Source organism: Streptococcus sp. 9.1 (genome assembly GCF_016648815.1).
GTDB lineage: Bacteria > Bacillota > Bacilli > Lactobacillales > Streptococcaceae > Streptococcus > Streptococcus salivarius_E.
Genome location: NZ_JACLQS010000014.1, coordinates 14710 through 28587 on the forward strand (window position 1 = coordinate 14710; position 13878 = coordinate 28587).

Annotated in this window: 9 protein-coding genes; 2 read left to right on the forward strand and 7 right to left on the reverse strand. The window is 41.6% G+C overall.

The genetic code is table 11. The features are described from left to right. A partial coding sequence (locus H7T93_RS08250; RefSeq protein WP_201041786.1) for a YSIRK-type signal peptide-containing protein occupies positions 1 to 741 on the reverse strand: 741 nt, incomplete at its 3' end. Between the two features lie 350 nt (positions 742 to 1091). Further along, positions 1092 to 2180, reverse strand: a complete 1089-nt coding sequence (locus H7T93_RS08255; protein ID WP_201041788.1) for a hypothetical protein — start codon at positions 2178 to 2180, stop codon at positions 1092 to 1094. Positions 2181 to 2612: 432 nt separating this feature from the next. On the opposite strand from H7T93_RS08255, the gene H7T93_RS08260 reads away from it, so the two are divergent. Continuing rightward, positions 2613 to 4136, forward strand: coding sequence for an ATP-binding cassette domain-containing protein (locus H7T93_RS08260; protein WP_070476785.1), 1524 nt, complete (start codon positions 2613 to 2615; stop codon positions 4134 to 4136). 92 nt (positions 4137 to 4228) lie between these two features. Here the strand turns inward: H7T93_RS08260 and H7T93_RS08265 are convergent, their stop codons facing one another. Together H7T93_RS08265 and H7T93_RS08270 are read right to left on the reverse strand one after the other, a co-directional pair. Next, positions 4229 to 6097 carry an ABC transporter ATP-binding protein gene (locus H7T93_RS08265; protein ID WP_201041790.1) on the reverse strand — a complete coding sequence of 623 codons (1869 nt, stop codon included), beginning with the start codon at positions 6095 to 6097 and terminating at the stop codon, positions 4229 to 4231. Next, positions 6087 to 7832: an ABC transporter ATP-binding protein gene (locus tag H7T93_RS08270; RefSeq protein ID WP_201041792.1), complete on the reverse strand. Its 1746-nt coding sequence runs from the start codon at positions 7830 to 7832 to the stop codon at positions 6087 to 6089. The genes H7T93_RS08265 and H7T93_RS08270 overlap by 11 nt, the downstream gene beginning before the upstream one ends. A gap of 775 nt (positions 7833 to 8607) precedes the next feature. On the opposite strand from H7T93_RS08270, the gene gshAB reads away from it, so the two are divergent. Then, on the forward strand, positions 8608 to 10872 hold the full coding sequence (gshAB, locus tag H7T93_RS08275) for a bifunctional glutamate--cysteine ligase GshA/glutathione synthetase GshB (RefSeq protein ID WP_201041794.1): 2265 nt from the start codon (positions 8608 to 8610) through the stop codon (positions 10870 to 10872). Between the two features lie 61 nt (positions 10873 to 10933). Here the strand turns inward: gshAB and H7T93_RS08280 are convergent, their stop codons facing one another. From H7T93_RS08280 to H7T93_RS08290, 3 genes are all read right to left on the reverse strand, one after another. After that, on the reverse strand, positions 10934 to 11530 hold the full coding sequence (locus H7T93_RS08280; RefSeq protein WP_201041795.1) for a hypothetical protein: 597 nt from the start codon (positions 11528 to 11530) through the stop codon (positions 10934 to 10936). Continuing rightward, positions 11511 to 13040 carry a DUF1310 family protein gene (locus H7T93_RS08285; protein WP_201041797.1) on the reverse strand — a complete coding sequence of 510 codons (1530 nt, stop codon included), beginning with the start codon at positions 13038 to 13040 and terminating at the stop codon, positions 11511 to 11513. Before H7T93_RS08285 ends, H7T93_RS08280 begins: the two co-directional genes overlap by 20 nt. A 105-nt stretch (positions 13041 to 13145) precedes the next feature. After that, positions 13146 to 13706, reverse strand: coding sequence for a GNAT family N-acetyltransferase (locus H7T93_RS08290; protein WP_002884295.1), 561 nt, complete (start codon positions 13704 to 13706; stop codon positions 13146 to 13148). Positions 13707 to 13878: the final 172 nt, after the last annotated feature.

A 13878-nucleotide genomic window follows, 5' to 3' on the forward strand; every position in this document is an offset into this window, starting at 1 on the left:
ATCATCTTTAATATTAGTAGCTGGCGTCTTTTCTCCTGCACCTTCAAAAACAACCGTTTGCTTGGTTGATTTCGTTATATTTTCGTCTGGTGTAGCTAAAGTATTATTTTGATTGCTGGTTGGTATGGTGACCGTAGGTAAACTACTATTTATAGGAGTCCCGTTATTCGATTCAGACGTATTTAAAGATGACATATTTCTTCCTCGACGTCCACTACGTCGTATAGGTATTTCAGCTGGGATTGCTTCTGATGATAGTATCTCTGTAGAACTCTCGACTGTTTCTTCAGACGCTAAAATTCTCCCTCGACGGAGACTAGTTCTTGATATTTCAGATGTTATCGTTTCTGATTTTAATCCTTCAGATAAATCACTTGTAGCTTGACTTTGATTTACTTGAGCCACATATGATTCTTCAGAACTAGCAAAAGACGTAGAATTTCTACTAGTGTTTGTTTCAGATGACGTGTCTTGTTGCTTAGAAACTGTTTCATTCTGTACAGTTACTACTTCTTCTACTGGTAACTTTTCTATAGCAGTTGGAACTTCTGATATAGTAGTATCCGATATTGCGGATTCAGCTGCTTCTACAGATTTCACAACGTTATCATTACCTGTTATAACTTCATCAGCTTGTACAGCCTGTCCAGAAAAAAGAACAATTCCAAGCAAGACTGAGCAAACGCCAATAGAATATTTTCTCAATGAATAACGTTGACGTTGATTAAAAAAATCTTTCATAAAGTCTCCATAAAAAATTGTAATATTTGGTTTATTGCTTTAATTTTATTTTATTATGATGATGCACTTTAAATTCTAACATTCTGATAATTACACGTCAATATAAGTGTCAATAATTTTAATCTTTATTAAATGATTTGTTCTGCTTATTATAAGCCTATAGACCCGATTGAAATATTTTTAATAATCAGCTAAACAAACTAATAAACAATCTATTTTAAACTTAGCTATCATATAACAAGAATTTCACAAAAAAACTAAAACAACAATTGCTATATCAGACCACACTAAAAAACCCAAGTATTATAGACTTGGGTTCATAATCTTATGGGTCTCAGAGGTAAGTTCCTCTATTTTTTTCTGATATGGTTGTCATTCCAAGTCTGCAATTCTTGGTAGGACTTGACTTTCCCTTCTTCCTGAGTCGGTCTAAATGCCCTAACCGGTAACTCGTAGGCATCCTGGCCTTCAGGTGCCATCCAATGGAGTAAGGTATTGAACCAGGTTTCATTGTTAATCTTGCTTGGAATGGTGTAGATTCTAGCATGTTTGGTCTTAATCGCTTCATAAGCATCCTTATGCTCTTTGGCAAAGTTGGTACTATCCATATTGAGGCTTCTGTCTTTTTCAGAAATGTAATAAAGAGCAGGCAGACTCGCAATTGGTGTTTCTGTTGGATGATCTAAATCCCTACCATTAGTTGCACCTGTCCACATCTCAAGTCCAAAAGGCTCTAAAGTCTTACGCATATCAACATTGGCGTAATCCAATTCCGAGTCCAAAGTATTCGAGTTAGCTGGAATATTCATTTCCTCGATCTTTTGTGTCTTAAGATTGAGGTATTTTTTATTAGAAGCAAAATCCGCTGATGACGCACCAAAAGGCATTTGTAAGTAAGCTTGCTCATTAAGCATGAAAAGCCTTAGACTTGCCTGATTTAAATAATCTTCATCCCCAGCTTTTTTAGCCAATTTCAAGAGGTCAATTTGTTTAGGTTTTTGATTTGGTTTTTCCGTGTCATACATATAGATATTAAAGTAGTCATACTTATAAAGTGTCTCACCCTTGGCATTTTTCTTACCAGATTCACCCCCCTTGTACTCCTGAGTGACTAAGTATTGACCAGCTACCCCCACAATGTTAAACATGTTTCTATCATGAGCAGGATTTGGTGTCACAAGTAAAAATTCCTTATTATCTCCGAAGGTTTTCAGGGTAATTTTGAACAAGGGGTCTTCTGCATTGCTGCCGGAATAGACAGTTGTACTTGACTTGCTAGATGAGGCTGAGCCCTTGGTAGCCTTACTGCTACCACTCACAGCAAAAAAGATAGCCGTTCCTGCGATTACAAAAAGCAATGCCGCTAAGAGACCTATAAAAACAATTTTTGTTGTCTTATCCCCCTTAGGTGTTGGCTTCTTTACAAACTTATTTTCCATAATAATCTCCATTTTCAGTATTACTTCTAGTATAGCATAGGTGGGGACTATTGATAAGGTGCATCGGCGGTCTAAGAAGGCTGGATTTTTGATTTTCATTTGACAAAAGCTCTCTGACAGCGTACAATCGAGACAAGTAACATTCGGAGGTAAATGGAGACATGAACAACTAAGTCTATTCACAATAAACCTGCTTTATTTGATAGATTGTTTTCATGTCTTTTTTGCGCTCTTTTTCTGTAGAAAACTTGTTGATGGTATCCGCGCTTTTTTGCGTCCACACCATCACTATCTCCTAGAGAGCTTTTTAGCTAGATTCATGACGGTTCTATCTTATAAGGTAGGACTGTTTTTTGACCTTTGATATTATATGAAGTAAAAGCCTACTTCCCATGAAACAATATCTACAAGCACTCAGACCTAGGAGGTCCTATGATACAGATTCAACACCTAACCATAACACATACCAAGGATTTGCGTGAACTCGTTCATGATCTAAATCTAACGATAGCTACAGGCGAAAAAGTCGCCATCATTGGGGAGGAAGGCAATGGAAAATCTAGTCTCCTTGCCCTTCTGGTCAATCCAAAAGCACATCTTGACCATCTGTCTTACGAGGGAACTATTAATAAACCAGATAGCCCACAGGTCTATATTCCCCAACAGATTTCGGATAGCTTGCAATCTCTAACCCTTAACGACTACTTCTTTGCGGACACTTATGACCTAGACTATGCCACCCTCTATCGTCTGGCTGATGAGCTTCATTTTGATAGTGAGCGTTTTGCCAGTAGTCAACCCTTTTCCACTCTGTCAGGTGGTGAGAAACTGAAAATTCAACTCATCCGAGAATTAGCTCGTCCCCACGACGTCATTTTTCTTGATGAGCCCTCAAACGATATGGACTTGACTACTATGACTTGGTTAAAAGACTTTATCAAGCACTCTGATAAAACGATCGTCTATATCTCACATGACGAGGACCTACTAAGCCAGACAGCTGATACCATTATCCATCTGGAACTCCTTAAACGTCGTCGACAGGCAAGGACCAGTGTGGAGCACCTCAACTATGATAACTATAGCCAACAACGCTCTGATAGCTACCAACAACAGATGCAGCAAGCCAAAACCGAGAAAAAAGCCTATGACAAGGCCATGGCCAAGCATCGCCGTATCAAACAAAATGTCCAAACTACCTTACGTAATACGCATGACAGCACGCAAGGACGATTGGTTGCTAAAAAGATGAAGGCAGTCCTCTCACAAGAAAAACGCTACGACCGCCTTGCCCAAGACATGACACAAATGCCTGAAAAAGAAGATAGCATTGAACTATTCTTCTCTCATATTGACCCTCTACCTCAAGGAAAATATCTCTTAAATCTAGATGAAAAGCAGATAAACATCGCTCCTCACCTGACTATTGACCATCTCAAACTTTCTTTGAAAGGCCAGGAAAAAATTGGTATTGTGGGAGATAACGGCTGCGGTAAATCCACTCTCTTACACTATCTCTACCAAAAACTTAGTCAGAAGACAGACCTGACTATTGGCTACATGCCTCAACGTTATGACACTATCTTGCCACTGGATTTGTCTCCAATAGCGTTTTTGAGTAAGACTGGCGACAAGTCTGAACGAGAAGTTATAAGCTCCCATCTCGCCAACCTCAACTTTAGTCATGATGAAATGAACCATGAGATTGCTGATTTATCTGGAGGACAAAAAGGAAAACTACTCCTACTGCACCTGGTCTTAGAAAGCCCTCAGCTCCTTATCTTAGATGAACCAACCAGAAATTTTTCACCCACCTCGCAACCCCAAGTCCGACAGCTCTTTGATAACTATCCAGGGGCAATTCTGACGGTATCGCATGATGTCAACTACCTCAGACAAGTCTGCCAAAAGATCTATCGCCTAGACTCACGAGGTTTAGAAGAAGTTGAGATTTAAGATATCGAATCTATCATTTCGCGAGAAAAGTCTCAAAAGAAACCTTTTCTTCAGATGCAAAAAAACTCAGGCAAAACCTGAGTTTTTTAGTCTTAATCAATTTCAAGACCACCAGTATAGAGTCGGTAGTAGGTACCACCTTGTTCCATAAGGCTGTCATGGTCACCACGTTCAATGATACGTCCGTGGTCCATAACCATGATAACGTCAGAGTTAACGATGGTTGAAAGACGGTGGGCAATAACGAAGACCGTACGTCCTTCCATAAGTCGGTCCATCCCCTCTTGGACCATTTTTTCGGTACGAGAGTCAATAGAGGATGTCGCTTCATCAAGGATAAGAACCGGTGCATTAGCAAGGGCAGCACGCGCAATGGCAATCAGTTGACGTTGTCCATTAGACAAGCCTGCACCATCGTCTGTAAGAACAGTGTCGTAACCATTGTCCAGATGTTGAACAAAGGAATCCACGTTAGCAATACGAGCGGCCTCAAGGATTTCTTCACGGGTCGCATCCGCACGGCCGTAGGCAATATTTTCAGCGATAGTCCCTGTAAAGAGATGGGTATCCTGAAGCACGATACCAAGTGATCGGCGAAGAGAATCTTTTTCAATCAATTTGACATCAATTCCATCATAGGTAATCACGCCAGATTGGATGTCGTAGAAACGGTTAATCAAGTTGGTAATAGTCGTCTTACCAGCACCTGTCGCACCGACAAAGGCTACCTTTTGCCCCTTGTCTGCATAGAGGTTAACGCCATGAAGAATTTGTTTCTTACCATCGTAAGAGAAATCAACGTCTTGGAAGACCACATTTCCGACCAACTCGGCCAACTCGTAGTCACCATTTGGACGTGGGTGCTTCCAAGCCCAGTGGTTGGTTTTCTTGTCTGTCACAACCATCTGACCGTCTACCAATTCGTAGTTGACCAAAGTGACCTTACCTTGGTCAACTTCTTCTGCTTCATCCAAAAGGTCAAAGATACGGTCAGCACCAGCAAGGGCCATAAGGACAAAGTTAAGTTGTTGAGAAACCTGAGTAATTGGGCCGTTGAAGGAACGGTTCAATTGTAGGAAGGCCATGAGACCACCGATAGTCAAACCACCGACACCATTTAGAGCGAAGAGTCCACCAACCAGGGCAGTCAAAACAAAGGAAACATTTCCTAAGTTCCCAAGAATTGGCATGAGAACATTGGCATAGCGATTGGCCAAGTAAGAAGATTCAAAGAGTTGTTCATTAATCTTGTCGAAGTCAGCCATGCTTTCTTCTTCGTGGACGAAGGCCTTGACGACCTTTTGCCCTGACATCATTTCTTCGATAAAACCATTCTCAATCCCTAGGTTCTTTTGTTGTTCACCGAAGTAACGACCTGATTTGGCTGATACATTTTTGATGACCATAAACATGATGCCTACCATGACTAGGACCACGATAAAGAGAAGGGGACTAACCGTAAGCATGGTTACAGTCACCCCGATAAGGGTAATGGCCGTTTGTAACAACTGCGGAATAGACTGCTCAACAGCTTGACGGAGGGCATCAATATCGTTGGTGTAAATAGACATGATGTCCCCGTGTTGGTGAGTGTCAAAGTAGCGAATCGGAAGCTTTTGCATACGAGCAAAAAGCTGATTACGAAGGGAACGCAGGGAATCTTGTGAAATCGTCGCCATAAGGAGGGAAGCCACATAGTTGGCAACCACACCGATAAGACAAAAGACCCCAACTGACGTCAAGAAACGTAACAACGGCCCAAAGTCATGGCTACCAGATTTGAGCATGGGTTGAACGTAAACGTCCACCAAGGACTGAATCGAAGCCGTCAAATTGACCGTTGCCAGAGAAGCAACAACAATGAGGACAAAGGCAATACTAAGTGAAAGTTTGTAGTCTTGCCACAAAAAGCGTAGAAGACGTGCTAGAGAGCCCCAATTAGCTTTTTTCTTATTCTGCATCTGCTACTCCTTTCCCTTGTGTTTGCATCTTGTATACTTCACGATAAATGGCATTATTAGCTATCAAGTCGTCATGAGTACCAATAGCATCGATACGGCCATCATTCATAACGAGGATACGGTCTGCATCTTGGATAGATGAAATACGTTGGCCGATGATAATCTTAGTTGTTTCCTTGAGACTCGACGCGAAACCTTGACGAATCAAACGATCTGTCTTAGTATCAACTGCTGATGTCGAATCATCCAGAATCAAAATTTTCGGATTCATGAGAAGGGCACGTGCGATACAAAGACGTTGACGTTGTCCCCCTGAGACATTGGCTCCACCACGTTCAATCTTGGTATCATAGCCATCCTTAAACTCTTGGATAAATTCATCAGCTTGGGCAATCTTACAAGCTTCAATGATTTCCTCATCTGTTGCCTGTTTATTTCCCCAACGCATATTTTCTTTAATGGTTCCTGAGAAAAGGACATTGGTTTGAAGGACCATGGCAACTTGCTTACGTAAGCTATCCAAATCATAGTCCTTAACATCATGCCCGGCAACCCTAACCTGACCTTCTTCCACATCATAAAGGCGAGGAATCAGCTGAACCAAGCTTGATTTACCTGAACCCGTTCCACCAAGAATACCAATAACTTCACCAGACTTAATATCCAAAGTGATATCTTTGAGGACATGGGTCTTGTCACCATTTTCATCCGCGTATGAGAAATCCACATGATCAAAGCTGATAGAACCATCTGCAACTTCTGTTAAACCATTTTCAGGTGAAACAATGGTGGCTTCAGTGCTAAGAACTTCATCAATACGTTCAACAGATGCTGTAGAGATAGACAACATGACAAAGATCATCATGAACATCATGAGTGACATGAGGATGGTCATGGTGTAACTGAACATCGAAGTCAATTCCCCTGTAGTTAAGCTACCACCAACGATGAGATGGGCACCAAACCAGGAAATCATAAGGAAGGACGCATACATAGACAACATCATAGCTGGGTTAGACATGATAACTACACGAATGGCACGCATGAACATCTTGTAAATACGACGTGAGGCCTTCTTAAATTTGTCAGTCTCTTCCTGCTCTTTAACATAGGATTTCACCACACGCATGTTGGTGATATTTTCCTTGATACTGTTATTAAGGTTGTCATAAGCCTCAAATACTTGAGTAAAAAGAGGATATACGATTTTGGTAATAATGGCCAAAACCACACCAAGGAAGATCGTTACACCAACAAAAATCCAAGCCATTTCAGCATTAATCAAGAAACTTGCTGCAATAGCAAAAATCAGGTTAAGTGGTGCACGCACACAGACACGGATAATCATCTGATAAGAGTTCTGCACGTTGGTAACATCAGTCATCATACGTGTCACCAAACCACCAGCTGAGAACTTATCGATATTTTCAAAAGAGAAAGTTTGAACCTTTTTGAAAATGGCCTGACGTAGATTCTTGGCAAATCCAGCAGAGGCAAAAGCTGCATAGCGAGCCGACTGCATGCCGCAGAATAGTGATAGAAAGGCGCAGACCAGCATGAGGCCACCGTAGAGCCAAATGTTAGACATGTTGGATTGCTGGACACCTTTGTCCAAAAGATTAGCCATGACAAAGGGAATGGAAATCTCAAACATGACTTCTAGTGTCATAAAGACGGACGCTAGGATTGAGGGTTTCTTGTATTCCTTTATCTGGGGGATAAGGGTTTGAAACATAATTACCTCCGTTTTTTATTCTTTTTCTTTTTTTGATATTTTTCTTAAGTGGCTTCGGACGCTAGTAGCTTCCTTCGGAATCTCATAGCTAAGTTTTGAGCCAAAGTCTCAAAACTTCCGAGTTATAGAAGTCTCTGGACTTCTATAACTATTGCCACGGTGAAAAATATCGCCTACCCTGAGCAGAGCGTGTTTCAGGCATTGATAGATATAATCTAGTCCTGTAATCCATCACGACGAAAGCATCACTTTTGGGCAGAGCGAGCTGTCGAATCGTGAGCAACTTCGAACAAGTGCAAATAGGTCCAGGATAACCCCTACCTCGGCGAAAAATATCGCCTACCCTGAGCAGAGCGTGTTTCAGGCATTGATAGATATAAGCTAGTCCTGTAATCCATCACGGCGAAAGCATCGCTTTTAGGCAGAGCATACTGTCTGAAAGCTACTCTTAACGCTCATCCTTTATCTATAAAAGAACGGTTATACCCTTTTGAGAGCATACAAAAGCCCCTGAGGGCAGACCCTAGGGATTCTTTCATTCTTATATATACGTCATTAGTATAGGCTAATTTGATTTAAATTGCAAGAGAAATAACATTTTACATAAAAATCGGTGGGTATTTTACAATTTTTGCATATAATAGAGCTAAAAAGCAACTGGTTTTAAGAATTCTTATCTAAAACATTCGGAAATTCCCCTTAACCGTAGCGGAAAGTTGTTTTCTTCTCCTATTTATAATAGACTATCACTAACATTAGATGAAAAGGTGACTCTATGACTATAAATCAACTGCTTCAAAAGCTGGAGCCTACTAGCCCTATCCTTCAAGCTAACTTTGGAATTGAACGCGAAAGTCTTCGTGTCGATAGACAGGGAAAATTAGCACATACGCCTCACCCTTCCTGCCTAGGAGCTCGAAGTTTCCACCCTTATATTCAAACAGATTTTTGTGAGTTTCAGATGGAACTCATCACACCAGTTGCTAAATCTACCACTGAGGCTCGTCGATTTCTTGGAGCCATTACCGATGTAGCTGGACGTTCCATCAGTAAAGATGAACTTCTCTGGCCCTTGTCCATGCCTCCTCGTATCAACGCCCAAGAAATCCAAGTTGCCCAACTGGAAAATGAATTTGAACGCCATTATCGTAACTACTTGGCTGAAAAATACGGAACCAAACTTCAAGCTATCTCAGGTATCCACTATAATATGGAACTTGGGAAAGATTTGGTTGAGGCCCTATTCAAAGAAAGCAACCAGACTGATATGATTGCTTTCAAGAACGCCCTCTATCTCAAGCTGGCTCAGAACTATTTGCGCTACCGTTGGGTGATTACCTATCTCTTTGGTGCTGCACCTATTGCTGAGCAAGGTTTCTTCGACCAAGAAGTGCCAGAACCCGTTCGTTCCTTCCGTAACAGTGACCATGGTTATGTCAATAAGGAAGAAATCCAAGTATCTTTTGCAAGCCTAGAAGATTATGTCTCTGCCATCGAAAACTATATCGAACAAGGAGATTTGATTGCGGAGAAGGAATTTTACTCAGCTGTTCGTTTCCGTGGACAAAAAGTTAATCGCTCCTTCCTTGACAAGGGAATCACCTATCTGGAATTCCGTAACTTCGACCTCAACCCCTTTGAGCGTATCGGTATTAGCCAAACTACCATGGATACCGTACACCTGCTTCTCCTAGCCTTCCTCTGGATGGATGCCCCTGAAAATGTCGATCAGGCTCTGGCTCAAGGTCACGCGTTGAATGAAAAAATCGCCCTCTCTCATCCTTTAGAGCCTCTACCTTCTGAAGCTGAAACTCAGAACATTACGACGGCTCTGGACCAACTGGTGCAACATTTTGGACTAGGTGACTATCATCAAGGTTTGGTCAAACAAGTTAAAGATGCCTTTGCTGATCCTAGTCATACACTAGCAGCCCAACTCTTATCTTATATCAAAGACAAGGCTCTTGCTGACTTTGCCTTTGACAAGGCTCTTGCCTATCATGATTATGACTGGACTGCCCACTATGCTCTTAAGGGTTATGAGGAGATGGAACTTTCTACTCAGATGCTACTCTTTGATGCCATTCAAAAAGGAATCCATTTTGAAATCCTAGATGAGCAGGATCAATTCCTTAAACTCTGGCATAAAGATCATGTTGAGTACGTCAAAAATGGTAACATGACCTCAAAAGACAACTATGTAGTACCTCTTGCCATGGCTAATAAAACCGTGACCAAAAAAATCCTGGCTGACGCTGGTTTCCCTGTTCCTGCTGGCGACGAATTTACCAGTCTGGAGCAAGGTCTAGCCTACTATCCTCTTATCAAGGACAAGCAAATTGTAGTTAAACCAAAATCAACCAACTTTGGTCTGGGCATTTCCATTTTCCAAGAGCCTGCCAGCCTTGATAACTATAAGAAAGCCCTCGAGATTGCCTTTGCAGAAGATACAGCTGTTCTTGTTGAAGAATTTATCCCAGGAACCGAATACCGTTTCTTTATCTTGGATGGACGTTGTGAGGCTGTACTCCTTCGTGTCGCTGCCAATGTTGTCGGTGATGGCAAACACACCATTCGTGAATTGGTCGCTCAGAAAAATGCCAATCCATTGCGAGGACGTGACCACCGCTCACCACTTGAAATCATTGCGCTAGGAGACATCGAACAACTGATGTTAACACAACAGGGTTACACCCCAGATGATATTCTCCCAGAAGGGAAAAAGGTCAATCTACGTCGTAACTCAAACATTTCTACGGGTGGTGACTCTATTGATGTCACTGAGACCATGGATTCCTCTTACCAAGAACTAGCTGCAGCTATGGCAACTAGTATGGGCGCTTGGGCTTGTGGGGTTGACCTCATTATTCCAGATAAAACCCAACCTGCTAGCAAAGAAAACCCTCATTGCACCTGCATCGAGCTCAACTTTAACCCTTCTATGTATATGCACACCTACTGTGCTGAAGGACCTGGACAGGCTACCACTTCAAAAATCTTAGACAAGCTTTTTCCAGAAGTTGCCACAAATCAAAACTAAAACTTAAATCTTAGGAGCAAACAAATCACCTTTATCTCGAGATAAAGGTGATTTTGCTTTATTAACCAAACTCTCCTGCTTCTTCCTCAGGATGAGTTTCCATGTACTGGATGTGTTGTATATAGGCATCTTGAGCCTGATTGAAGGCTTCCTGATTACTGTAAGGATAATCTATGTAAAAGAGGTCCCGCCAGCCATTCAAGGTTTGGCTATTGTAGAAACCTTGAATCTTTGTGGGAAGAAACTCTTTGTTGTAGCTAATCCGCAACTTGAGTAGAGTCTTATCCTGAAACTGAGTGATGATACTGTTGGAGGTTTCTTGGCCTTCCAGACTAGTCCAAACCTTATTCAGAACAATGTCCTGACTATAGTGATTAGCTTTTATGCGATTTTTGTCCACTGGGAGCTTCTGGGTGGCCTCTAAAAGGTAGGACACCTCTCCTTGAAAATAAGCCTCAATGGTTAAATCCCCAAGACTTGAGCCATATAATAGGCCATCCTTAATAGCAATGTTTGATCCAAAAAGTCTTTGGCCAGCTACATCAAAGGACATCCCCTCATCCTGCCCGTAGAGCTTGATGGCATAAGCATCCCTTACTCGATAGAAATTCTTAGCGACAAGAACACTATCAAGGGTTTCAGTCTTTTTTATCTCCACCTTGGGGCTTGTAGGTTTCTTGGTAAAAGCTGTCAAACCCATTAAGCACAAGATGAGAGCGAATATAATCAAGGTAAGCATTGTAGACCTGGAGCCGGTCTTCAGCTTTAACTTGTCTCCATGTTTCAAGGTCTTTCAAGCCTCCTTTTTTAACAATATCAGCATAGCGCCCACCGTTTAAGACATTCTTGGGATTTTTCCACTTCCTAACCATCTTGCGTCTAATCGCATTGTCAGCAGGATGACGAACGTCAAGATAGGTATGGCTATTATTGAGATAGGCTGGTAGGTCAGCATTCAAGCCCTTAGACAGCCCGTAGTTAGCAGAATCCGTATCGGCAATGTCAGCACCGTCTTCAATCTTATAATGCTTAGGATTAGAGTCGATGCTACCGTCTTTCCTTTTCTTGTAGACATTCCACTCAGAGACAAATCTCCCCGTATCCATATTGACAATAAACTCAATAAAGCGGGAATTGCTAACTCCGTAAGGGCCCATGACACTGGTCTGGGGTAGCTGAATTTTCATGTTCTGCGGATAGGTAAAGTCTCCCAAGCTTCGATTATGGTAGGAAGCACCTGTTGTGTAATCCAGATGAATCTTCTTGTCCTTGCTGTAGGCCAGAAGCTTATCTAAATCCGTCTTGCCCTTGTAGTTGGTCCTAATATAGTCCATGGACTGCTTATCAATCCATGACCTAAAAAGGTGGAGCTTGATACCTAAGTCATCCACCCCAAGCCCTAGATCCGTCTGATAGGTCTCCATAATAGCCTCACGGAAGTAACTGTAAAAAGGACTGGTTGGCTCTAGCTTCTTGGAAAATTTATAACCTGACTTCCCTAACTGGAGGAACTGGTACTTGTCCACATAAACCTGCATGTGCTCCATAACCAAATTGAGCTTGTCATGATTAGGGAGTTGAGAAGCTTGGAAAAAGGCCGTATAGGTATCTGAGCCCACTTCCTTGCTTTCTTGGTCAATGTCCTGTAAAACCTTGTCTAACTGGGTCAAGGAAGTCTTTTTCATCTTACTTCTCACCTGAGCCACATAGGCTGGCTTAATGCCCTGATCCCAGTGGTCACGAGCTATAATAGCATCTGCTTTTTGTGAAATCAAGGTTAAGCGTTTCTGATAAGACTCGTCCTCCAAGGCCAGCTTTAAAGCCTTTGATGGCGTCGCTTGAACCACAGATAAATCACCGTAGATATCTGCCTTTAGGACAAGATTTACCTGCATATCATAGGAATGATTGATATGGAGAACGAGATGGATTTTCCCATCTTCCTTCCTAACAGACAGAGAATCGAGTTGATAAGATTGGATAACCCCAGCCTGACTAAGTGCCAGTCTATCTATATTTTCCAAAGAATCCTGATAGATATAGGAAATCTCAGGTTTTTTGACCTTCTTTACCAGAGAGTGATTTCTCTGTCGATTGAAAACCACAAGACCAAGTATAAGGATTACAGCCAGGGCACTTGCCAGATACTGTAAAATTACTTTCTTCATAGTACTTCCATTATAGCATAGGTGGACAAAATATTCTGAAAACGATTGGCAAACGTTGAAAACAAATGAAAAACAGGCCGACTAAGACCTGTTCAACTCAATTTTTTATAAATCGCTCAAGCGACGATGTTTAATACTAAAATCAAAATAAGCATTTTCTTGAAGTTTGTGGAATATGTCTCTGTAGGCTTTTTCGTCAAAGTGATCGCCACGATAGAGAATCTCAAAGCTCAAACCTTCGTATTCCAAGAAGGCATTAGAAGTCTTAAAACCATTACGCTTGTAGAAATCCCAACGCGCCACACGTTGCTCAGGATTGTCATTGGGTTCATCCAAGCGCTCTACTTCCAAGACCATAGAACGCGATGGTCCATAAAAGTCCACCAGTTTATCAATAATCTCACTTCCGTAGCCATGACTCCGCATTTGAGGTACGATGGCAAAGAAACTGACATAAAAAACTTTGGCATTGTAGAGAACTGAGGCAAATCCAACAAAATCATCCTCGTCATAAAAGGCAAAGAAATGATAATCATCACGACCATCCAATTTTAAGAAGTCACTTAATGGAATACGTTCTTCTTCTGGAAAGGCCTCGTTGTTTAAACGCTCGACCCTATCTAATTCTGGAAACTCCTTGGTAATTAATTGGCTGCGTAAAGCCATAAATTCCCCCCCCCTTTTTGATGCTTATACCTATAGGTCATTATAACATCTTGATAAGCAAGTGCAAGTTTCAAGGGCTAAGATAGATCTGCGGGTAGACTCCTACTGGAATTTATAAATGCTGCTTGGCTGTCTACGACTTCTCTCTTCTTAAAAAATAAAAGACAACGAC

Coding starts and splice junctions, on each gene's coding strand:
- gshAB (WP_201041794.1), top strand. CDS start 8,608: ATGACTATAAATCAACTGCTTCAAAAGCTGGAGCCTACTAGCCCTATC.
- H7T93_RS08255 (WP_201041788.1), bottom strand. CDS start 2,180: ATGGAAAATAAGTTTGTAAAGAAGCCAACACCTAAGGGGGATAAGACA.
- H7T93_RS08290 (WP_002884295.1), bottom strand. CDS start 13,706: ATGGCTTTACGCAGCCAATTAATTACCAAGGAGTTTCCAGAATTAGAT.
- H7T93_RS08270 (WP_201041792.1), bottom strand. CDS start 7,832: ATGTTTCAAACCCTTATCCCCCAGATAAAGGAATACAAGAAACCCTCA.
- H7T93_RS08265 (WP_201041790.1), bottom strand. CDS start 6,097: ATGCAGAATAAGAAAAAAGCTAATTGGGGCTCTCTAGCACGTCTTCTA.
- H7T93_RS08285 (WP_201041797.1), bottom strand. CDS start 13,040: ATGAAGAAAGTAATTTTACAGTATCTGGCAAGTGCCCTGGCTGTAATC.
- H7T93_RS08260 (WP_070476785.1), top strand. CDS start 2,613: ATGATACAGATTCAACACCTAACCATAACACATACCAAGGATTTGCGT.